This window comes from Metapseudomonas resinovorans DSM 21078, from assembly GCF_000423545.1.
In the GTDB taxonomy this organism is placed as follows: Bacteria; Pseudomonadota; Gammaproteobacteria; order Pseudomonadales; family Pseudomonadaceae; genus Metapseudomonas; species Metapseudomonas resinovorans.
This window is the reverse complement of record NZ_AUIE01000028.1, coordinates 25,050-45,769: the sequence shown is the minus strand read 5'-3', so window position 1 is coordinate 45,769 and position 20,720 is coordinate 25,050. Positions and strand designations below refer to the sequence as shown.

Annotated in this window: 20 protein-coding genes; 15 read left to right on the top strand and 5 right to left on the bottom strand. The window is 65.2% G+C overall.

What is annotated here, in order from left to right; all coding sequences use genetic code 11:
* The first annotated feature begins 97 nt into the window (after window positions 1-97).
* The 10 genes from G559_RS0119405 to hutG all read left to right on the top strand — a co-directional run bounded on the left by G559_RS0119405 (window position 98) and on the right by hutG (window position 12,404).
* Window positions 98-1,105 (top strand): ABC transporter substrate-binding protein, encoded by a 1,008-nt coding sequence (locus G559_RS0119405; RefSeq protein ID WP_028629842.1) that lies wholly within the window; start codon window positions 98-100, stop codon window positions 1,103-1,105.
* A 255-nt stretch (window positions 1,106-1,360) separates the two neighbouring features.
* The gene (locus tag G559_RS0119400) at window positions 1,361-2,686 is read left to right on the top strand and encodes a YjiH family protein (RefSeq protein ID WP_028629841.1); all 1,326 of its coding nucleotides are present in this window, start codon (window positions 1,361-1,363) and stop codon (window positions 2,684-2,686) included.
* Window positions 2,687-2,725: 39 nt separating this feature from the next.
* A complete protein-coding gene (hutU, locus tag G559_RS0119395; protein WP_028629840.1) occupies window positions 2,726-4,396 on the top strand; it encodes a urocanate hydratase in 1,671 nt (556 codons plus the stop codon).
* A complete protein-coding gene (hutH, locus tag G559_RS0119390; RefSeq protein ID WP_036997587.1) occupies window positions 4,393-5,931 on the top strand; it encodes a histidine ammonia-lyase in 1,539 nt (512 codons plus the stop codon). The genes hutU and hutH (G559_RS0119390) overlap by 4 nt, the downstream gene beginning before the upstream one ends.
* 209 nt (window positions 5,932-6,140) lie before the next feature.
* A complete protein-coding gene (locus tag G559_RS0119385) occupies window positions 6,141-7,109 on the top strand; it encodes an ABC transporter substrate-binding protein (protein ID WP_028629838.1) in 969 nt (322 codons plus the stop codon).
* A 71-nt stretch (window positions 7,110-7,180) separates the two neighbouring features.
* Window positions 7,181-8,032, top strand: a complete 852-nt coding sequence (locus tag G559_RS0119380; protein WP_028629837.1) for an ABC transporter permease — start codon at window positions 7,181-7,183, stop codon at window positions 8,030-8,032.
* Complete coding sequence (locus G559_RS29105) at window positions 8,029-8,859, top strand: quaternary amine ABC transporter ATP-binding protein (RefSeq protein ID WP_081668116.1); 831 nt, start codon at window positions 8,029-8,031, stop codon at window positions 8,857-8,859. The genes G559_RS0119380 and G559_RS29105 overlap by 4 nt, the downstream gene beginning before the upstream one ends.
* Before the next feature lie 11 nt (window positions 8,860-8,870).
* The gene (gene hutH, locus G559_RS0119370) at window positions 8,871-10,403 is read left to right on the top strand and encodes a histidine ammonia-lyase (RefSeq protein ID WP_028629836.1); all 1,533 of its coding nucleotides are present in this window, start codon (window positions 8,871-8,873) and stop codon (window positions 10,401-10,403) included.
* Window positions 10,400-11,608 (top strand): imidazolonepropionase, encoded by a 1,209-nt coding sequence (hutI, locus tag G559_RS0119365; protein WP_028629835.1) that lies wholly within the window; start codon window positions 10,400-10,402, stop codon window positions 11,606-11,608. Before hutH (G559_RS0119370) ends, hutI begins: the two co-directional genes overlap by 4 nt.
* Window positions 11,601-12,404: an N-formylglutamate deformylase gene (gene hutG / locus G559_RS0119360; RefSeq protein WP_028629834.1), complete on the top strand. Its 804-nt coding sequence runs from the start codon at window positions 11,601-11,603 to the stop codon at window positions 12,402-12,404. The genes hutI and hutG overlap by 8 nt, the downstream gene beginning before the upstream one ends.
* Before the next feature lie 51 nt (window positions 12,405-12,455).
* Here the strand turns inward: hutG and G559_RS0119355 are convergent, their stop codons facing one another.
* The 4 genes from G559_RS0119355 to G559_RS0119340 all read right to left on the bottom strand — a co-directional run bounded on the left by G559_RS0119355 (window position 12,456) and on the right by G559_RS0119340 (window position 15,917).
* Window positions 12,456-13,412, bottom strand: coding sequence for an alpha/beta fold hydrolase (locus G559_RS0119355; protein WP_028629833.1), 957 nt, complete (start codon window positions 13,410-13,412; stop codon window positions 12,456-12,458).
* A gap of 15 nt (window positions 13,413-13,427) precedes the next feature.
* Entirely contained in the window at window positions 13,428-14,840 is a 1,413-nt protein-coding gene (locus tag G559_RS0119350) for an NAD(P)/FAD-dependent oxidoreductase (protein ID WP_028629832.1), read from the bottom strand.
* Between the two features lie 175 nt (window positions 14,841-15,015).
* Window positions 15,016-15,489 carry an NUDIX domain-containing protein gene (locus G559_RS0119345; protein WP_028629831.1) on the bottom strand — a complete coding sequence of 158 codons (474 nt, stop codon included), beginning with the start codon at window positions 15,487-15,489 and terminating at the stop codon, window positions 15,016-15,018.
* Complete coding sequence (locus G559_RS0119340; protein ID WP_028629830.1) at window positions 15,486-15,917, bottom strand: hypothetical protein; 432 nt, start codon at window positions 15,915-15,917, stop codon at window positions 15,486-15,488. Before G559_RS0119340 ends, G559_RS0119345 begins: the two co-directional genes overlap by 4 nt.
* 93 nt (window positions 15,918-16,010) lie before the next feature.
* Here G559_RS0119340 and pip point away from each other — a divergent pair, with 93 nt between their 5' ends.
* The 5 genes from pip (at window position 16,011) to G559_RS0119315 (ending at window position 20,104) form a co-directional block, all read left to right on the top strand.
* On the top strand, window positions 16,011-16,985 hold the full coding sequence (pip, locus tag G559_RS0119335) for a prolyl aminopeptidase (RefSeq protein ID WP_028629829.1): 975 nt from the start codon (window positions 16,011-16,013) through the stop codon (window positions 16,983-16,985).
* Entirely contained in the window at window positions 16,985-17,422 is a 438-nt protein-coding gene (dtd, locus tag G559_RS0119330) for a D-aminoacyl-tRNA deacylase (RefSeq protein ID WP_028629828.1), read from the top strand. Before pip ends, dtd begins: the two co-directional genes overlap by 1 nt.
* Before the next feature lie 120 nt (window positions 17,423-17,542).
* Window positions 17,543-18,334 (top strand): transporter substrate-binding domain-containing protein, encoded by a 792-nt coding sequence (locus G559_RS0119325; protein ID WP_028629827.1) that lies wholly within the window; start codon window positions 17,543-17,545, stop codon window positions 18,332-18,334.
* A gap of 80 nt (window positions 18,335-18,414) precedes the next feature.
* On the top strand, window positions 18,415-19,377 hold the full coding sequence (locus G559_RS0119320; protein ID WP_028629826.1) for an amino acid ABC transporter permease: 963 nt from the start codon (window positions 18,415-18,417) through the stop codon (window positions 19,375-19,377).
* Window positions 19,370-20,104, top strand: a complete 735-nt coding sequence (locus tag G559_RS0119315; RefSeq protein ID WP_028629825.1) for an amino acid ABC transporter ATP-binding protein — start codon at window positions 19,370-19,372, stop codon at window positions 20,102-20,104. The genes G559_RS0119320 and G559_RS0119315 overlap by 8 nt, the downstream gene beginning before the upstream one ends.
* A 173-nt stretch (window positions 20,105-20,277) precedes the next feature.
* Here G559_RS0119315 and G559_RS0119310 read toward each other — a convergent pair whose 3' ends face one another.
* A complete protein-coding gene (locus tag G559_RS0119310) occupies window positions 20,278-20,700 on the bottom strand; it encodes a UPF0158 family protein (RefSeq protein ID WP_028629824.1) in 423 nt (140 codons plus the stop codon).
* Window positions 20,701-20,720: the final 20 nt, after the last annotated feature.

Sequence of the window (20,720 nt, the reverse complement as noted above, 5' to 3'; positions counted from 1 at the left end):
CCACAGGAAAAGTCTTCCACCGAGTTTCCGTCGGGCACGACCGCGCCATAGGGTCTACACCTAACCCTGTCGCCCGCCACGCCTACCGGAGCCGCCCATGCCCCGCCACAGCGTTCTCGTTGCCATTGTCCTGTCCCTGGTCCTGCCGGCCTCTCTGGAGGCCGAAGCCGCCGAGTGTCCCTATCCCAAGCCGGTGATGCTGGCTGGCCTGAACTGGGAAAGCGGCATGTTCACCACCGAAGTGTTGCGGGTGCTGCTGGAGAAGGGCTACGGCTGCAAGACCGATGTTCTGCCCGGTAACACCCTGACCATGGAAAACGCCCTGCGGCAGAACGATATCCAGGTGATTGCCGAGCAGTGGGCTGGCCGCAGCGAGTTGTGGCGCAAGGCCGAAGCGGCCGGTGAAGTCTTCGCCGTCGGCGAGCCGGTGAAGGGTGCCACCGAAGGCTGGTGGGTGCCGGATTACCTGGTGAAGGGCGAGGGTGCGCCCGCCGCGGACCTGCGTTCGGTGAGCGACCTGCCGCGCTTCAAGGCGCTGTTCAAGGACCCGGAGGATCGCAGCAAGGGGCGCTTCTACAACTGCCCCACCGGCTGGACCTGCGAAGGCGTCAACAGCCAGAAACTCAAGGCCTACGGACTGGAAGGCAGCTACGTGAACTTCCGCACGGGCACCGGCCCGGCGCTGGATGCGGCCATTACTTCGGCCATCCGCCAACGCCAGCCGATCCTCTTCTACTACTGGTCGCCGACGCCGCTGATGGGGCGTTACAAGCTGGTGCAGCTGGACGAGCCGCCGTTCGATCAGAAGGCCTGGGAAACGCTGATCGACCCGAAGCACCCCAAGCCCATCGGTACGCGTTCGTTACCGGCGAAGCTCTCTATCGGCGTCTCCCGCGAGCTGCATGAAAAGGCGCCGGCGCTGGTGCAGGTGTTCGAACAGGTGGAGATCCCGCTGCCGCTGTTCAACGGCATCCTGGCACGCATGGCCGAGGAGCGCGCCGAGGCGGGTCCAATGGCTGACGCCTTCTTTCGCCAGCACAGGGACATCTGGTCGAGCTGGGTGCCGGCGGAAGTCGCCCAACGCGTCGATGCTTCCCTGAAGTGATTGTTACCTAAGGCCCCAATCTGGGGCCTGAGTGCTTCGAAATCGGGCATTTTGCCGTTTGGTAACAGATTGAGATGCCTGGTCAGTTCGCGTCGCACCACCTACCGCTTCCCTCCGTCCCCCGTCACACAAGGCTTTTCCGTGGATTCACCTCCATGGCAAAGGAGTTGGCCCTTTGCTTGCTTATGCTTGTATGTACAAGTAGAGATGTGTTCAGACATTCACCCCGCCCTCTATCGCCAACGGAGAATAAAGATGCCCGAAGAGCTATCGCCAACCCTCGCCTCCTCCCGCGGATATGCCTTGGCCCGGTTGCTGGGCTATAGCCTGATCGGGTTGGTCCTGTTCTTCGTGCCGTTCGAGATCGCCGGCCGTTCGACCATCCTGCTGGACCACGCCGCCACGGCGCTGCAGACGCATGCGCGGCCCGTGGTGATCGGTCTTGCGCTGCTGTTCATGCTGTTTGGCGCGATCGAGCCCTGGTACAGCGGCAGTTGGCGCAACGGCACGACGCGGCTCGTGTTCAGCGTGCTGAAGGTGATTGGCCTGCTGATCGGCGTGGCCTACCTGTTCCAGTTCGGCCCGGCAGCCATCTATCAGCCTGGGATGCTGCCCTTCCTGTTCGACAAGCTGGTGCTCAGCCTGGCCCTGATCGTGCCGTTGGGCGCGCTGTCGCTGGTGTTCCTGATCGGTTTCGGCCTGCTGGAATTGATCGGTGTGCTGATGCAGCCGGTGATGCGGCCGATCTGGCGCACGCCGGGCAAATCGGCGATCGATGCCGTCGCCTCCTTCGTTGGCAGCTACTCCGTCGGCCTGCTGATCACTGACCGCATGTACCAGCAGGGCCACTACAACGTGCGTGAAGCGGCCATCATCGCCACCGGCTTCTCCACGGTTTCCGCCCCCTTCATGGTGATCATCGCCAAGACCCTGGGTCTGATGGACCAGTGGAACCTGTATTTCTGGGGTGCCATGGCCGTGACCTTCGCCGTGACTGCCGTCAGCGCGCGCATCTATCCGCTTTCCCGCTTGCCGTCCGAGCCCATTCCCGAACCGCAGCTGCAGCCTGGTGTGGGCCGCCTGCGCAGCGCCTGGCAGGCCGGCATGGAGCAGGCGAGCGTCGCGCCGCCCCTTGCGGTCTCGCTGCGGGAAACCTTCGTCGATGGCTTGCGCATGACCGCCGCGATCCTGCCGAGCATCCTTGCTGTCGGCCTGCTGGGCCTGCTGGCGGCCAAATACACCCCGCTGTTCGACGCCGTCGGTGTCCTGCTCTACCCGGTCACCTGGCTGTTCGGCCTGAACGAGCCTATGGAAGTGGCCCGCGCGATCTCCGCCGGCCTGGCCGAAATGTTCCTGCCCGCCATGCTGCTGAAAGATGCCGACGTCGTGGTCAAGTTTGTTGCCGCCATCGTTTCGGTCAGCAGCGTGCTGTTCCTCTCTGCTTCGATTCCCTGCGTGCTCGCCACGCGGATTCCGCTGAGCCTGCGCGACCTGCTGGTGGTCTGGCTGCAGCGCACCATTCTCAGCCTGGTGTTCAGCATCCCGCTGGCTTACCTGGCCCAATTCATGGGCTGGCTCTGATCGCCGCCCCCGCTACTACCCTTTAATGAGGAGTCTGCCATGACCAAATTCCGTGACACCGAAATCCGCGCCCCACGTGGCACCAAGCTGAACGCCAAGAGCTGGCTGACCGAAGCGCCGCTGCGCATGCTGATGAACAACCTCGACCCCGAGGTGGCGGAGAATCCGAAGGAACTGGTGGTCTACGGCGGCATCGGTCGGGCTGCGCGCAACTGGGAGTGCTACGACAAGATCGTCGAGACCCTGAAAGCGCTGAATGAAGACGAGACCCTGCTGGTGCAATCCGGCAAGCCGGTCGGCGTGTTCAAGACCCACGCCAATGCCCCGCGCGTGCTGATTGCCAACTCCAACCTGGTACCCCACTGGGCCACCTGGGAACACTTCAATGAACTGGATGCCAAGGGCCTGGCCATGTACGGCCAGATGACCGCCGGCAGCTGGATCTATATCGGTAGCCAGGGCATCGTCCAGGGCACCTATGAAACCTTCGTCGAGGCGGGTCGTCAGCACTACGACGGCAACCTCACCGGGCGCTGGGTGCTCACCGCTGGCCTCGGCGGCATGGGTGGCGCCCAGCCCCTGGCCGCGACCCTGGCCGGCGCCTGCTCGCTGAACATCGAATGCCAGCAGACCAGCATCGACTTCCGCCTGCGCAGCCGCTACGTCGACGAGCAGGCCAAGGACCTGGACGACGCCCTGGCACGCATCGCCAAGTACACCGCCGAAGGCAAGGCGATCTCCATCGCCCTGCTGGGTAACGCCGCCGAGATCCTGCCGGAACTGGTCCGCCGCGGCGTACGCCCGGACATGGTCACCGACCAGACCAGCGCCCACGACCCGCTCAATGGTTACCTGCCGATCGGCTGGAGCTGGGAGCAGTACCGCGACCGCGCGAAGAGCGACCCGGCTGCGGTGGTCAAGGCTGCCAAACAGTCCATGGCCGTCCACGTACAAGCCATGCTGGACTTCCAGAAGATGGGCGTGCCCACCTTCGACTACGGCAACAACATCCGCCAGATGGCCAAGGAAGAGGGCGTGGCCAACGCCTTCGACTTCCCCGGCTTCGTTCCGGCCTACATCCGTCCGCTGTTCTGCCGCGGTATCGGTCCGTTCCGCTGGGCCGCGCTGTCCGGTGATCCGCAGGACATCTACAAGACCGACGCCAAGGTCAAGGAACTGATTCCAGACGACGCTCACCTGCACCGCTGGCTGGACATGGCCCGCGAGCGCATCAGCTTCCAGGGCCTGCCGGCACGAATCTGCTGGGTTGGCCTGGGCCTGCGCGCCAAGCTCGGCCTGGCCTTCAACGAAATGGTGCGCAGCGGCGAGCTGTCGGCGCCCATCGTCATCGGCCGCGACCACCTGGACTCCGGCTCGGTCTCCAGCCCGAACCGCGAAACCGAAGCCATGCAGGACGGTTCCGACGCCGTCTCCGACTGGCCGCTGCTCAACGCCCTGCTGAACACCGCCAGCGGCGCGACCTGGGTGTCCCTGCACCATGGCGGCGGCGTGGGCATGGGCTTCTCCCAGCATTCGGGCATGGTGATTGTCTGCGACGGTACCGACGAAGCCGCTGCACGCATCGCTCGCGTACTGACCAACGACCCAGGCACCGGCGTGATGCGCCATGCCGATGCGGGCTACCAGATCGCCATTGATTGCGCACGTGAGCAGGGCCTGAACCTGCCCATGATCGGCAAAGGAGAATGAGCGTGAACGCGCTGAACCTGAAACCCGGAACCCTGACCCTGGCGCAGCTGCGCCAGGTCTTCCACGCGCCCGTGCATGTGACCCTGGACGCCAGCGCCGGAAAGGCCATCGACGCCAGTGTCGCCTGCGTCGAGAGCATCGTCGCTGAAGGCCGCACCGCCTACGGCATCAACACCGGATTTGGCCTGCTGGCCTCGACCCGCATCGCCCCGGCCGACCTGGAAAAGCTGCAGCGCTCGCTGGTGCTGTCCCACGCCGCCGGTGTTGGCGAGCCGCTGGACGATGCCATGGTGCGTCTGATCATGCTGCTCAAGGTGAACAGCCTGGCACGTGGTTTCTCCGGTATCCGCCGCAAGGTGATCGACGCCCTGGTCGCACTGATCAATGCCGAGGTCTACCCGCACATTCCGCTGAAAGGCTCGGTGGGCGCGTCCGGCGACCTGGCGCCCCTGGCGCACATGTCCCTGATCCTGCTCGGCGAGAGCAAGGCGCGCTACAAAGGCCAATGGCTGCCGGCCACCGAAGCCCTGGCGGTTGCCGGCCTGGAGCCGCTGACCCTGGCCGCCAAGGAGGGCCTGGCCCTGCTCAACGGCACCCAGGTGTCCACCGCCTATGCCCTGCGTGGCCTGTTCGAGGCCGAGGACCTGTTCGCGGGCGCCACCGTCTGCGGCGGCCTCAGCGTCGAGGCCATGCTTGGCTCCCGCGCCCCCTTCGATCCGCGCATCCATGCCGCCCGTGGCCAGCGTGGCCAGATCGATGTAGCAGCCGCCTACCGTGACCTGCTCACCGCCAGCAGCGAAATCGCCCGCTCCCACGAGAAGTGCGACAAGGTGCAGGACCCGTACTCCCTGCGCTGCCAGCCGCAGGTCATGGGCGCCTGCCTGACGCAACTGCGCCAGGCCGCCGAGGTGCTGGAGATCGAATCCAACGCAGTCTCCGACAACCCGCTGGTGTTCGCCGAAGAGGGTGACGTGATCTCCGGGGGCAACTTCCACGCCGAGCCGGTGGCCATGGCCGCTGACAACCTGGCGCTGGCCATCGCCGAAATTGGCTCGCTGTCCGAGCGTCGCATCTCGCTGATGATGGATATGCACATGTCGCAGTTGCCGCCCTTCCTGGTGGAAAACGGCGGGGTCAACTCCGGCTTCATGATCGCCCAGGTCACCGCAGCCGCCCTGGCCAGCGACAACAAGGCCCTGGCTCACCCGGCCAGCGTCGACAGCCTGCCCACTTCCGCCAACCAGGAAGACCACGTGTCGATGGCGCCGAACGCCGGCAAACGCCTCTGGGCCATGGCCGAGAACGTGCGCGGCATCCTCGCCATCGAATGGCTGGGCGCCTGCCAGGGCCTGGATTTCCGCACCGGCCTGAAGAGCTCGCCGAAGCTGGAAGAAGCCCGAGGCCTGCTGCGCGCCCAGGTGGCCTACTACCAGGAAGACCGCTTCTTCGCCCCGGACATCGAAACCGCCAGCAACCTGCTGGCCAGCGGCTGCCTGAACAGCCTGATGCCGGCGAAGCTGCTGCCGAGCTTGTGAACCTGAAGCAAGGAGCCGGAGGTTGGGACGCATGCGTTCCAGCCTGGCTCAGGCACCTCGCCGCTGCGCGAGTTATCCGGGGCGATCACGAGTCGTGGCCGGTTCTTAAAACAACAATTGCCAGTTACTGGCACCGGGAGCCGGCACGACCGGCTCCTGTCGATGAACGAACTGCCTCATTCCATTCCAAGTTTCAGGAGCGTCGGAACATGCAATTCAAGAAGCGAGTGTTGAGTCTGATGTGTGCCGCTGGCCTGCTGGCCGGGGCAGCTTCCGCCCAGGCGGAGGGCTGGTGCGAATCCGGCAAGGCCGTGAAGTTCGCCGGGCTCAACTGGGAGAGCGGCATGCTGCTCACCGACCTCCTGCAGTTCGTGCTGAAGAACGGCTACGGCTGCGAGACCGACAGCCTGCCGGGCAACTCCATCACCATGGAGCAGGCCCTGGGCAACAACGATATCCAGGTGTTCGCCGAGGAATGGGTCGGCCGTAGCGATGCCTGGAACAAGGCCGCTGCCGCCGGCAAGGTGGTGGGCGTGGGCGCACCGATCGTCGGCGCCACCGAAGGCTGGTACGTGCCGCGCTACGTGATCGAGGGTGACGCCAAGCGTGGCCTCGAACCCAAGGCACCGCAGCTGAAAGCCATCGCCGACCTCGGCCAGTACGCCGAGCTGTTCCGTGACCCGGAAGAGCCGGGCAAGGGCCGTTTCTACAACTGCCCGGCCGGCTGGACCTGTGAGCTGGACAACAGCGAAATGCTCAAGAGCTACGGCCTGGAAGAGAAGTTCACCAACTTCCGTCCCGGCACCGGCCCGGCCCTGGATGCCGCCGTGTTGTCGAGCTATCGCCGTGGCGAGCCTATTCTTTTCTATTACTGGTCGCCGACGCCGCTGATGGGCCAGGCCGACCTGGTCAAGCTGGAAGAGAAGGCCGGCGTGGACAAGAGCGTGACCATCCAGGTCGGCCTGTCCAAGACCTTCCACGACGAGGCCCCGGAGCTGGTGGCGGTGCTGACCAAGGTCAACCTGCCGATCGACCTGCTGAACCAGAACCTGGCCAAGATGGCGAAGGAGAAAATGGACTCGGCGGACCTGGCCAAGCTCTTCCTCAAGGAGCACCCGGAGGTGTGGCACGCCTGGGTCAGCGAGGATGCGGCGAAGAAAATCGAAGCCGCTCTCTGAGGCCGCTGGGCACTACTGATCCCGGCCTTCTCCCAGGGTGGAGAAGGCCCCCCACATGACCGGAGCGAGCTATGTTCCCCGAACGCTTCACCTTCTCCATCGCTGATTGGGTCAATGGCTGGGTAGACAGCCTGGTGACCAACTACGGCGATGTGTTCCGCCACATCTCCGACACCCTGCTCTGGGCCATCGTCTATCTGGAAGGCACCCTGCGCGCCACGCCCTGGTGGCTGGTACTGGCGATAGTCGCCGGCATCACCTGGCATGCCACCCGGCGCATCCTGCCGACGGTGGTGATCACCGGCCTGCTGTTCCTGGTCGGTGCGGTGGGGCTCTGGGACAAACTGATGCAGACCGTGGCGCTGATGCTGGTGGCCACCTTCATCTCGGTATTGATCGGCATCCCCCTGGGCATCCTTGCGGCCCGTAGCGACCGCCTGCGCGCCGTGCTGATGCCGCTGCTGGACATCATGCAGACCATGCCCAGCTTCGTGTACCTGATCCCGGTGCTGATGCTCTTCGGCCTGGGCAAGGTGCCAGCCATTTTCGCCACCGTGATCTACGCCGCGCCGCCGCTTATCCGTCTGACCGATCTCGGCATCCGCCAGGTTGACGGAGAAGTGATGGAAGCCATCAACGCCTTTGGCGCCAACCGCTGGCAGCAACTGTTCGGCGTGCAGCTGCCGCTGGCCATGCCGAGCATCATGGCCGGTATCAACCAGACCACCATGATGGCCCTGTCGATGGTGGTGATCGCCTCGATGATCGGCGCCCGTGGCCTCGGTGAAGACGTCCTGGTGGGCATCCAGACGCTCAACGTCGGCAAGGGCCTCGAAGCAGGCCTGGCCATCGTCATCCTGGCTGTGGTCTTCGACCGCATCACCCAGGCTTACGGCCGTTCGCGGCACGCAGTCAGCAAATGAGTGGCGAGAACATGAGCAAGATCGTCGTCAAGAACGTATTCAAGATCTTCGGCCAGCGCGCCGAGGAGGCCCTGGCACTGATCCAGCAAGGCAAGAGCAAGGCCGATGTGCTGGAAAACACGGGTTGCGTGGTCGGGGTCAACGACTTGTCGCTGTCCATCGGCGCGGGCGAGATCTTCGTGATCATGGGCCTGTCCGGCTCCGGCAAGTCCACCCTGGTGCGCCACTTCAACCGCCTGATCGACCCCACCAGCGGGCAGATCCTGGTCGATGGCGAGGACATCCTGCGCTACGACATGGAGCAGTTGCGCGAATTCCGCCGCAAGAAGATCAGCATGGTGTTCCAGAGCTTCGGCCTGCTGCCGCACAAGTCGGTGATCGACAACGTCGCCTACGGCCTCAAGGTGCGCGGCGAGACCAAGGAATACTGCCTGGAGCGTGCCCAGCACTGGATCACCACCGTGGGCCTGAAAGGCTACGAGAAGTCCTACCCGCACCAGCTTTCCGGTGGCATGCGCCAACGCGTCGGCCTGGCTCGTGCATTGGCCTCCGACACCGACATCATCCTCATGGACGAAGCCTTCAGCGCCCTCGACCCGCTGATCCGCGCCGACATGCAGGAGCAGTTGCTGGAGCTGCAGAAGACCCTGCAGAAGACCATCGTCTTCATCACCCATGACCTGGACGAAGCTGTGCGCATCGGCAATCGCATCGCCATCCTCAAGGACGGCCAACTGATCCAGGTCGGTACGCCGCGTGAAATCCTCCACCAGCCCGCGGACGATTACGTCGACCGCTTCGTCCAGCGCCGCGTGGCCAATCTGTAAGGAACATCCGAATGTCGTTACCCGAGAAAGTCCTGCTGGGCGATTCACCGCTGAACTGGCGCCAGGTGGTGGCGGTGGCCCGTCACGGCGCCCGCCTGGAGCTGACCCCGGCAGCCTGGGCGCGCATCGAGAATGCCCGTGGCATCGTCGAACGTATCGTCGAACGGGGCGAACGCGCCTACGGGATCAGCACCGGCCTCGGCGCCCTGAGCGACATTGTGCTGAACGCCGAACAATTCGCCGCGCTGTCACGTAACACGCTGCTCAGCCACGCCTGCGGCGTTGGTCCGGTCCTGGCAGACGAGCAGACGCGCGCCATCATCTGCTGCGCCATCGCCAACTACAGCCACGGCCACTCCGGCCTGCAGCGGCAGGTGGTGGAGGCGCTGCTGGCCCTGCTGAATCGTGGCATCACCCCGCGGGTGCCGTCCCAGGGTTCCGTGGGCTACCTGACCCACATGGCCCATGTCGGCATCGCCCTGCTCGGCGTTGGCGAGGTGAGCTATCGCGGCCAGGTGGTGCCTGCCGTCGAGGCCCTGGCCGCTGAAGGCCTGGAGCCCGTGCGCCTAGGCGCCAAGGATGGGCTCTGCCTGGTCAATGGCCTGCCCTGCATGACCGGCCTGACCTGCCTCGCCCTGGACGACGCCGAACGCCTGATGCGCTGGGCCGACGTGATCGGCGCCATGAGTTTCGAAGCCCTGCGCGGGCAGATCGCCGCCTTCGACCCGGACATCATCGCCCTCAAGCCACACCCGGGCATGCAGACGGTGGGCGCCAACCTGCTGGCCCTGCTCGCGGGCAGCGAGGTGGTCGCCGAAAGCCGCGGCGTCCGCACCCAGGACGCCCTGAGCATCCGTTCCATCCCGCAGGTGCATGGCGCCTGCCGTGACCAACTGGCCCACGCTGCGCGCCAGGTCGACACCGAACTGTCCGCGGCCAACGACAACCCGCTGCTGCTGGGCACGCCGGACGCCTACAAGGTGGTGTCCCAGGCCAACCCCCACGGCGAATCGGTCGCCATGGCGGCGGACCTGCTGGCCATCGCCGTGGCCGAGCTGGGCGGTATCGCCGAACGGCGCCTGGATCGGCTGGTCAACCCGCTGGTCAGTGGCCTGCCGGCCTTCTTGGTGAGCCAGCCCGGGGTCAACTCGGGAATGATGATCGCCCAATACGTGGCTGCCGCCCTGGTGGGCGAGAACCGCCAGCTGGCGCAACCCGCGGTTGTGGATAACTTCGTCACCTCCGGGCTGCAGGAAGACCACCTGAGCCTGGGTACCAGTGCAGCCCTCAAATTGGGCCGGGCGCTGGAGAACTGCGGCCGTATTCTCGCGATCGAATACTTGTTGGCCGCCCAGGCCTTTGAGTTCCACAAGCCCAGGAGCTTTGGTGCCGGCACCGCTGCCGCCTGGGAAACCCTGCGCGAGCGTGTGCCCGCCTATGACCAGGACCGTTGGCTGGCGCCGGACATCGCCCGTGCCGCCGACCTGTTGCGCGACGGTGCCGCGCTGGAAGGGATCGCCGCTCGCACCGGAGGACTGCAATGAAACACCTCTGGCAGAACTGCCATGCCGCGACCATGAAGGACGGCAAGTACGCGATCATCGAAGACGCGGTGCTGGTCACCTATGCCGGGCGCATCGAGTGGATCGGCCCGCGCGAGGCACTGCCGGCGATTCCCTATGACGTGGAAGTCGATCTCAACGGCGCCTGGGTCACCCCGGGGCTGATCGATTGCCACACCCACCTGGTCTTCGGTGGGGATCGCAGCCGCGAGTTCGAGCAGCGCCTGGAAGGCGTCAGCTACGCCGAGATTGCCGCCCAGGGCGGCGGCATCGCCAGCACCGTGCGCGCCACCCGCGAGGCCAGTGAGGACGAGCTGCTGGAAAGCGCTACCCGTCGCGCCCGAAAGCTGCTGCGCGACGGCGTTACCACCCTGGAAGTGAAGTCCGGCTACGGCCTGGACCTGGCCAGCGAGCGCAAGATGCTGCGGGTCGCCCGGCGCCTGGGCGAGACCCTGCCGATGACCGTGCGCGCCACCTGCCTGGCGGCCCACGCCTTGCCGCCGGAGTATGCCGGTCGTGCCGACGATTACATCGGCCACATCTGCAACGAGATGCTGCCGACCCTGGCCGGTGAAGGGCTGGTGGATGCGGTGGATGCCTTCTGCGAACACCTGGCCTTTTCCCCGGCCCAGGTGGAGCGGGTATTCAAGGTGGCCCGTGAGCTGGGCCTGCCGGTGAAGCTGCATGCCGAGCAGCTCTCGTCCCTGCATGGCTCCGCCCTGGCCGCGCGCTACCAGGCGCTATCGGCGGACCACCTGGAGTACATGACCGAGGACGACGCCATTGCGATGGCGGCGGCCGGAACGGTCGCCGTGCTGCTGCCAGGCGCCTTCTACCTGCTGCGGGAAACCCAGCTGCCGCCCATCGACGCACTGCGCAAGCACGGCGTCGCCATGGCGGTGTCCACCGACCTCAACCCTGGCACCTCCCCGGCGCTGTCGCTGCGGATGATGCTGAACATGGCCTGCACCTCGTTCCGCCTGACCCCGGAAGAGGCGCTTGCCGGCGCCACCCTGCACGCGGCCAAGGCCCTGGGGCTGGCCGACAGTCACGGCAGCCTGGAAGTGGGCAAGGTGGCCGACTTCATCGCCTGGGACATCGAGCGCCCAGCGGAACTCGCCTATTGGCTGGGCGGCGACCTGCCCAAGCGGGTGATTCGACACGGACAGGAGATCGACTGTGGATAACGTTCTGAGCTTCAGCCGCGGCAGCGCGCCGTTGCTGATCAGCATGCCGCACCCCGGCATCCACCTGACCCCGGCGGTGGAGGCCGGCATGGTGGAGGCCGGCTGGGACCTTACCGATACCGACTGGCACATTCCGCGCCTGTATGACTTCGCTGCCGAGCTGGGCGCGAGCACGCTGGCGGCGCAGTATTCGCGCTATGTCATCGACCTCAATCGCCCGGCCGATGACACGCCGCTCTATGCCACGGCCACCACCGGCCTCTATCCGGCCACCCTGTTCGATGGCGAGCCGCTCTACCGCGAGGGCGAAGAGCCCACCGCGGCGGAGCGTGCGCGTTATCTGGCGGAAATCTGGATGCCCTACCACCAGACCCTCCGTGATGAGCTGGCGCGCATGAAAGCCGAGTTCGGTTACGCGCTGCTATTCGACGCCCACTCCATCCGCTCTTTCGTCCCGCGCCTGTTCGATGGTCGGCTGCCCGACTTCAACCTCGGCACCAACGCCGGTGCCAGTTGCGATTCGACCCTGGCCGAGGCGCTGGTGGCGGTTTGCGCCGATGCGCAGGACTACAGCCATGTGCTGAATGGGCGCTTCAAGGGCGGCCACATCACCCGCCACTACGGCCAGCCCGACCAGCACATCCACGCGGTGCAGCTGGAACTGGCCCAATGCACCTACATGGACGAGCAGGTGCCCTTCGACTACCGCGAAGACCTGGCTGTGCCGACCCAGGCCGTGCTGCGCAAGCTGTTGCAGGCGATGTTGGCGTGGGGGCATCAGCGCTACGGCAGGTGACCTGGCCGAGCCGATGTGCACGCGGGAAGTGATCCCGTCACCCATGCCGGTTTAAAGGGTGCGGAGGAACTCCAGCATCAGCCTGCTGACTTCCGTGGCTCGCTCCTGCTGTATCCAGTGCCCGGCTCCCTCGAGCATGTGGCACCCGCGCAGCCCGGGCAGTGTTTTCGGGAAGGCAGCGATCAGCTGGGGGATCATCGGGAATCCGAGTACGGAGTCCCGGGCCCCGGCGATGAACAGCGACGGCTGCCGGACGATGCAACCGCGCCAGGGCGCCATCAGTTCAGCGGAGAGCCGCATGGTCCGGTACCAGTTGAGCCCGCCGCGAAAGCCGGTGCGGCGGAATTCCCCCGTGTAGTGTGCGATGTCGTCTTCGGTTAGCCAGGTCGGCAGCCGCCTGGGGGCTTCCATGTGGTCGAGGAAGCCCTGCCCGGGGAGGCGGCCAAAGGCTGGCACACCGCGCCAATCCCCGGAGCCGCAATGGAGCAGCCGCCTGATGGTCGCTTCGGTATCCCGCTCCAGCTCGGCTTCCGCCACACCAGGCACCTGGAAGTACTGCAGGTAATAGTCATGGATACCTAGGTCCTCCAGCGCTTTCAGGACATCCGTGGGGTCAGGTGGCGCGAAGGGCACGCTCATGCCGATGACGGCGCGAAACAGGTCCGGTCTGGTCAGCGCAGCGCCCCAGGCCACCATTGCCCCCCAGTCGTGGCCGGCAATCACCGCCTGTCTTTCCCCCAGCACCCGGACCAGGTCCACCATGTCCCCGATCAGATGCAGCCGGGTGTAAGCCTCCACCTGCAGCGGCGCGTCGGTCCCGCCGTAGCCGCGCATGTCCGGGGCGACGACCCGGAATCCGGCGGTCGAGAGCGCGTCGAGCTGGTGCCGCCAGGAGTACCAGAGCTCCGGAAACCCATGGCACAGCAGCACGAGTGGCCCGGCACCCTGCATGGCGACCTGCATGCGGATGCCATTGACGCTGAGGGTTTCCAGCTGCGGAGTGGTCATGTTCGCGTCCCGTGCTCAGGTGAGCATCGCCATCAGCCGCGGCAGGTTTTCCACTCCGCGCTGCCGGGCATTCGCCAGCTTATGGAGCAGGGCATGTCGTTCCGTGTCTTCCGGACGCAGATCGCGCATGACGGTGGTCATCAGAAACAGGCGTGACTTCCCCAGCCACTGGGTCAATCCCGGATCAGCACGCCAGCGCACGAAGTTGTTCATATAACTCGCCCAGATCCTGATCCAGTCTTCGGGTAATCGGGGGGCGGGAACCGGTCCGCAACAGGCGTTCTTCTCGTGGTCGTCCGCCAAGTGGCATTCGACATAAGCGATCAGCGCTGCGGAGAAGACCGGCTGGTTGTTGCTGACCAGGGTCAGGTTGATCCGCTCGGCGTCGAATACCCGCACCGGGTCCCAGCCGTCGAGGCCCTTTGCACTGCAGTCCACATGCAAGGCGCCGGGGGGCACGTCGAGGGTGCCCCGCTCGAGCTCGATTCGTCCCGGCTCTATCGCTTGCACATGACCCAGGCGCACCTTGTGCCGAATGCCGCGCAGGGCGCCCAGTTCTGCTTGCGATACGGTCGCCCCGCGATAGGCCGTCGGCGTGACGGCAGGGTCGATGCGCAGGAGCTGGCCAGACTGCTCCAGCCGGCCGAACAGGTCGGGCAGGGACGTGGCGTCGGCGATGGCGTCGTACTGTGCCGCGACGCCCTGGACCACTTGTTCGAAATACTCCAGGCCGGGCTGAATGTTTGCGCGGTCCACCAGCCAGGCGTCCTTGGGCATGATCCAGTAGATCGATTCCGGCGCCACGCCGTTCTGCAGCAGCCACACGCAGGTATCGATGCCGGTCTTGCCCGAGCCAACCACCACATAGGCCGGGCACGGCTGGCCGATTCGCGGCAGGTCATTCGGGGGCACGCAAGCCACCCCACTGGCGACCCGGTATTTCGGGGGGTGGGTGGAGGGCACCTGGGTCCGGGCGTGAGTGGCATCCACCAGTTTGCGCCGCACCTGTACCCGGTACTCCCGGCCACTGAGCAGGGAGATGAAGCGATGGTCGGACGCGCGGTCACCGATGTAGTCGCACATGGGGTAGTAGCGCACGCGCCCCGACAGCAGGAACTGCTGATTCATCACCTGCTCGTAGTAGCTGAGAATCTCCGTGCCGGAAGCCAGTTCGTACAGGCCATTGCCCAGTGCGGAGGCGTCCTTCCTGCCACTGCCGAGTTCGCGGGAGTTGACCCCGTAGCAGGCCGAGGGCTGGTGCAGGCGCACGAATGGATAGGCATCGTTCCAGTGGCCGCCGGGCTGGGCGTGCCGGTCCACCATCAGCACGGTGGCGTCAGATTCGCTGAGCAGGGTGTCGACGAATGCCATTGCCGCAGCGCCGGCGCCGATCACCAGGTAGTCGACCTCCAGCAGGTTTGGGTCCATGGTGGCTGTCCTCGTGAAGATGAATGCCCCCAAACTCCCAAACTTAGTGCCATGGCGCCGGCAAACCAGACCAAGAGCTGATTGCTGTCATAGCTAACGGCTCTATGACCCTTGTTGCTTGGCGCCTTCGCCGGTAGTCGGGCGGCACTTCACTCCGCCCGACGCTGGTCTCGCGCTAGCGCTGCAGGCCGAGGTGGCGGATCACCACTTCCTCGGCGGCCACCCGCTCCCACACATCATCCAGCAGCTCCGCCGGGTAGAAGGGCAGGGCGGCGAGTTCCTCGCGGCTGACCCAGCCCAGTTCGCGAATCTCGAACTCGTCGCCGCCCAGGCCATTGAGGTTGGCCAGGCTGAGTTCGCCGCGCCAGGCGTCGATCCGGTAGAACAGTTCCATGTGGAAGCGGCCCAGGGCCGGTTCGGCGAATTCGCGGACGTAGACCAGCGGTCCGACCGCCACGTCCAGTCCGGTTTCCTCCCTGAACTCTCGACTTACGGTGTCGCGGGTGGATTCGTCGCTCTGGGACTCGAAGCCGCCGCCCGGCGGGATCCAGTAGGTGTCGTCGCCCACCACGTGCTTGACCAGCAGGATGCGACCGTCCTCTACCAGCAGGCCGGCGGCGCGGATGCGATGGGTGAGCGGCGCGCTCATTGCCAGTCCAGCCGGGCGAGCTTCCACTGGCCATCGTCCAGCCACCACTCCAGCTTCACCCCGTAGTGGCGGGCACTGTCGGGAATCAGCCCTTCGGCGCCGGTGAGGGCCACCTGGGCCTCGGTGTAGCCTTTCTCGTGGTAGGTCGGGTCGAGCCGGCTGGCCTTGCTGAGGGCGAGCACGCTGACGTTCTTGTGGCGCATGAACAGCAGGGTCATGGTGCGCTTGGCCCAGTCGCGGTCGTTCTGCTGCTGGGCGATGAACTGCGGGTGCAACTGCTCCAGTACCGCGCTGGTTTTCTTCGCTTCGAGGTTGTCCTGTAGTTGTTGCACCGCCGCATCCAGCTCCGCGGCCGGGTCGTTTCGGCCACAACCGGCTAGGATTGCCAGAACGCAGAGCGTCGGCAGCGCGAACTTCCTGAGTAGCATGCTGAACTCCTTTTTCCTCGTTATGATGCCCGGCAGATTAGAAGGCCGGACTCGCCCAGGGGTCGACCTTACGCACAGTTTCGGGAGCCCAGCATGCAGACTTTGTATCCGGAGATAAAACCCTACGCCCGGCACGATCTGGCGGTGGATGCGCCACACGTGCTCTATGTGGACGAGAGCGGCACGCCGGAGGGCCTGCCGGTAGTGTTCATCCACGGTGGGCCGGGGGCCGGTTGCGATGCGCTGAGCCGGCGCTTCTTCGATCCGAACCTGTACCGCATCGTCACCTTCGACCAGCGTGGCTGTGGCCGCTCCACGCCCCACGCGAACCTGGAGAAGAACACCACCTGGGACCTGGTGGCCGACCTCGAGCGCATCCGCCAGCATCTGGGCATCGACAAGTGGGTACTGTTCGGTGGCTCCTGGGGTTCCACCCTGTCCCTGGCCTACGCCCAGGCGCACCCGGAGCGCGTGCTCGGCCTGATCCTGCGGGGCATCTTCCTGTGCCGCCCGGAGGACTTCCACTGGTTCTACCAGGAAGGCTGTAGCCGCCTGTTCCCGGACTATTGGGAGGACTACCTGGCGCCGATTCCGGCCGAGGAGCACGGCAACCTGATGCAGGCCTTCCACAAACGCCTGACCGGCCCGGACCAGATCGCCCAGATGCACGCCGCCAAGGCCTGGTCGACCTGGGAAGGCCGCACGGCCACCCTGCGCCCGAGTGCACCGGTGGTGGAACGCTTCAGCGAGCCGATGCGCGCCCTGTCCATCGCCCGCATCGAGTGCCATTACTTCGTCAACAACGCCTTCCTCGAGCCCAATCAATTGCTCCGCGACATGCCGCGCATCGCCCATCTGCCGGGCGTGATCGTGCATGGCCGCTATGACGCCATCTGCCCGCTGGACAATGCCTGGGCGCTGCACAAAGCCTGGCCCAACAGCGAATTGCAGATTGTCCGTGACGCGGGTCATGCCGCGTCCGAGGCTGGCATCACCGACGCCTTGGTGCGTGCGTCGAACCAGATGGCTCGCCGCCTGCTGGACATGCCGCAGGACGAAGACGCCTGATGAAGGCGCTGCTGCAACGGGTCAGTGCCGCCCGTGTAGAGGTCGAAGGGGACGTGGTCGGCGCCATCGACCAAGGGCTGCTGGTGCTGGTGGGCGTCGAGCCCCAGGACACCGAAGCCAGCGCCGACAAGCTGCTGCACAAGCTGGTCAACTACCGCGTGTTTGCCGATGCCGAGGGCAAGATGAATCTGTCTCTCGGCGCGGTTGGCGGCGGCCTGCTGCTGGTCTCCCAGTTCACCCTGGCCGCCGATACCAGGAGCGGGCTGCGCCCGAGTTTCTCCACCGCTGCCGCACCGGCACGCGGCGAGGAACTGTTCGACTATCTGGTGCAGCAGGCGCGGCTCAAGCATCCGCAGGTGGCCACCGGCCGCTTCGGCGCCAACATGCAGGTCCATCTGGTCAACGACGGGCCGGTGACTTTCCTGCTCGAAAGCTGAGCTGGCCCGATATCTGCTTCCCGTGACTCGCCATCCACGTAGATGCCGTTTAGCATGCGCGCCATGCCCCGTCGTTCGTGGGCTGCACAACAACAACGAGCTGCCCCATTAGGAGAAAGAATGAAAAAGTTTCTCGCGTCACTGCTGTTCGCCGCCAGCGCCCTGACTGGTCTGGCCCACGCTGGCATGGTCGATGATGCAGTCAAGCGCGGCACCCTGCGCGTCGGCATGGACCCGACCTACATGCCCTTCGAAATGACCAACAAGCGTGGTGAGATCATCGGCTTCGAAGTCGACCTGCTCAAAGCCATGTCCAAGGCCATGGGCGTCAAGCTGGAGCTGGTATCCACCAGCTACGACGGCATCATCCCGGCCCTGCTGACCGACAAGTTCGACATGATCGGTTCCGGCATGACCCTGACCCAGGAGCGCAACCTGCGCATCAACTTCTCCGAGCCCTTCATCGTGGTCGGCCAGACCCTGCTGATCCGCAAGGAGCTGCAAGGCGACATCAAGTCCTACAAGGACCTGAACGATGCCAAGTACCGCATCACGTCCAAGATCGGCACCACCGGCGAAATGGTCGCCAAGAAGTTGATTGCCAAGGCCCAGTACCACGGCTTCGACAACGAGCAGGAAGCGGTGATGGACGTGGTCAACGGCAAGGCGGACGCCTTCATCTACGACGCCCCGTACAACGTGGTGGCGGTGAACAAGGCCGGCGCCGGCAAGCTGGTGTTCCTGGAAGAGCCCTTCACCTTCGAGCCCCTGGCCTTCGGCCTGAAGAAGGGTGACTACGACAGCATCAACTGGATCAACAACTGGATGCACCAGATCCGCCATGACGGCACCTACGATCGCATCCATGCCAAGTGGTTCAAGAAGACCGACTGGCTGAAAGAGATGGAATAAGTCGGCTGACGCTGGCTTCGACAGGCCCGGCCCACAAGGCCGGGCCTGCCTTTTGTACCCCGCCATGAGCGAGATTTCCCGTGACTAGCAAACATCGCCGCACCTGGCCCTGGCACGTCCTGACCGGTCTGATCCTGGTCGTGACGGGCTGGGGCCTCTGGTACTCCACCTCACTGATTTCCTACGAATGGCGCTGGAATCGCGTGCCCCAGTACTTCGCCTACCAGGCAGAGGAAGGTCAGCGCGCAGCCGACTACGGCACCGTCAGCGCTATTGCCGATGCCGGCGACAACGCCCGTGTGACCCTGACCGCCGAGGGCGGTGAGGAACAGGTACTGGAAGTGGCCCGCGACAGCCTGCAGGTGAGTCAGGGCGACGATGTTTCCGAAGGCGACCTGATTGGCGTGACACGCCACTGGGCTGCCGGACCGCTGCTCTGGGGGCTCTGGACCACCCTGTGGATTTCCGTGGCCTCTGGTGTGTTCGGCCTGGCCATCGGCCTGTTCACCGGCCTCTGCCGCTTGTCGAACAACCCCACGCTGCGCGACCTGTCCACCGTCTATGTCGAGCTGGTGCGTGGTACGCCGCTGCTGGTGCAGATCTTCATCTTCTACTTCTTCATCGGCACCGTGTTGAACCTCTCCCGCGAGTTCGCCGGGGTGGCCGCGCTGGCGCTGTTCACTGGCGCCTATGTGGGCGAGATCGTCCGCGCCGGGGTGCAGTCCATCGCCCGTGGCCAGAACGAGGCGGCGCGCTCCCTTGGCCTGACCGCAGGCCAGTCCATGCGTCATGTGATCCTGCCGCAGGCCTTCAAGCGCGTGTTGCCACCGCTGGCCGGGCAGTTCATCAGCCTGGTGAAGGACACCTCGCTGGTTTCGGTGATCGCCATCACCGAACTCACCAAGAGTGGCCGCGAAGCGATCACCACGTCCTTCTCCACCTTCGAGATCTGGTTCTGCGTCGCAGCCCTCTACCTCGTCATCAACCTGCCGCTGTCGCAAATCGCCAGCCGCCTGGAGCGGAGGCTCGGGAAAAGTGATTGAAGTCCGCAATCTGGTGAAAGTCTTCGATGCCCGCGGCCATGAAGTGCGGGCTGTGGATAACGTCACCACGCAGGTGAAGCGTGGTGAGGTCGTGGTGGTGATCGGCCCCTCGGGCTCGGGTAAATCCACCTTCCTGCGCTGCCTGAACGGCCTGGAAGAGCTGGATTCCGGTTCGGTGAGCATCGACGGCGTCGACCTCGCCAACCCGAAAACCGACGTGAACGCCTACCGCCGCGAGGTGGGCATGGTGTTCCAGCACTTCAACCTGTTCCCGCACATGACCGTGCTGGAAAACCTCTGTCTGGCGCAGAAAGTCGTGCGCAAGCGTGGCAAGGCCGAGCGCGAGGCCAAGGCTCAGGCGCTGCTGGCAAAGGTGGGCATCGGGCAGAAGGCCAACGAGTACCCGTCGCGCCTCTCCGGCGGCCAGCAGCAACGCGTGGCCATCGCCCGCGCCCTGTGCATGGAGCCCAAGGTGATGCTGTTCGACGAGCCCACTTCGGCACTGGACCCGGAAATGGTCGGCGAAGTGCTGGACGTGATGAAGCAGCTCGCCCAGGAAGGCATGACCATGGTCTGCGTGACCCACGAAATGGGCTTCGCCCGCGAGGTTGCCGACCGGGTGCTGTTCTTCGATCACGGCAAGCTGCTGGAAGATGCGCCCCCCGCGCAGTTCTTCGAGAAGCCCCAGGACCCGCGCGCACAGAGCTTCCTGCGGCAGGTGCTCTGATCGGATTGCTTTGGGCCGCTGTGCGGCCCTTGGCGAATGAACTCGCCCCTACAGAAAGTGCGCTGTGCCAGGCACCGGCACAGACAGCCCCCTCTCCCTCCGGGAGAGGGCCGGGGTGAGGGTAGGCGTAGCCTTTCGCGAATGAGTTCGCTCCCATAATGGGAGGGGCACCCTCAATGCAGCGGCGTGGCCGGGCTCAGCTCGTTCTCTTCCAGCCAGTCCTGGGCCAGCTCGCGCAGGCGGGCGGCTTCGAACTGGTGCCAGGCTTCCAGCAGTACCGGGTACTCCATCAGCACGTGGCGAAAGGTGCGTACCGGCTTGCGGCCCGCGAGGGCCTGCTGCAGGGCGGCGAAGGCATGGGGATGGACCACTTCGCTGAGGAATTCCTGCATCAACGCCAGCTCATCGCCATGGCCGAGCGGCTCCACCAGCAGGAAACGCTCCGGTTCGTCGCGCAGCAAGGCTTCGAGTTCGGGGTCGGCGTCTTCTTCGGGGATCAGCAGCACCTTGCCGCTTAGCAGGTCCAGGTAATGGTCGAGGCCGGCGGTGTTGAGGGCGAAGGCGAGTTGGTCGAGGTCGATGGTCAGCGGGCGCATGGCTCAATCTCGATGTCGAA

Coding starts and splice junctions, on each gene's coding strand:
- G559_RS0119405 (WP_028629842.1), top strand. CDS start 98: ATGCCCCGCCACAGCGTTCTCGTTGCCATTGTCCTGTCCCTGGTCCTG.
- G559_RS0119400 (WP_028629841.1), top strand. CDS start 1,361: ATGCCCGAAGAGCTATCGCCAACCCTCGCCTCCTCCCGCGGATATGCC.
- hutU (WP_028629840.1), top strand. CDS start 2,726: ATGACCAAATTCCGTGACACCGAAATCCGCGCCCCACGTGGCACCAAG.
- hutH (WP_036997587.1), top strand. CDS start 4,393: ATGAGCGTGAACGCGCTGAACCTGAAACCCGGAACCCTGACCCTGGCG.
- G559_RS0119385 (WP_028629838.1), top strand. CDS start 6,141: ATGCAATTCAAGAAGCGAGTGTTGAGTCTGATGTGTGCCGCTGGCCTG.
- G559_RS0119380 (WP_028629837.1), top strand. CDS start 7,181: ATGTTCCCCGAACGCTTCACCTTCTCCATCGCTGATTGGGTCAATGGC.
- G559_RS29105 (WP_081668116.1), top strand. CDS start 8,029: ATGAGTGGCGAGAACATGAGCAAGATCGTCGTCAAGAACGTATTCAAG.
- hutH (WP_028629836.1), top strand. CDS start 8,871: ATGTCGTTACCCGAGAAAGTCCTGCTGGGCGATTCACCGCTGAACTGG.
- hutI (WP_028629835.1), top strand. CDS start 10,400: ATGAAACACCTCTGGCAGAACTGCCATGCCGCGACCATGAAGGACGGC.
- G559_RS0119355 (WP_028629833.1), bottom strand. CDS start 13,412: ATGACCACTCCGCAGCTGGAAACCCTCAGCGTCAATGGCATCCGCATG.
- G559_RS0119350 (WP_028629832.1), bottom strand. CDS start 14,840: ATGGACCCAAACCTGCTGGAGGTCGACTACCTGGTGATCGGCGCCGGC.
- G559_RS0119345 (WP_028629831.1), bottom strand. CDS start 15,489: ATGAGCGCGCCGCTCACCCATCGCATCCGCGCCGCCGGCCTGCTGGTA.
- G559_RS0119340 (WP_028629830.1), bottom strand. CDS start 15,917: ATGCTACTCAGGAAGTTCGCGCTGCCGACGCTCTGCGTTCTGGCAATC.
- pip (WP_028629829.1), top strand. CDS start 16,011: ATGCAGACTTTGTATCCGGAGATAAAACCCTACGCCCGGCACGATCTG.
- dtd (WP_028629828.1), top strand. CDS start 16,985: ATGAAGGCGCTGCTGCAACGGGTCAGTGCCGCCCGTGTAGAGGTCGAA.
- G559_RS0119325 (WP_028629827.1), top strand. CDS start 17,543: ATGAAAAAGTTTCTCGCGTCACTGCTGTTCGCCGCCAGCGCCCTGACT.
- G559_RS0119310 (WP_028629824.1), bottom strand. CDS start 20,700: ATGCGCCCGCTGACCATCGACCTCGACCAACTCGCCTTCGCCCTCAAC.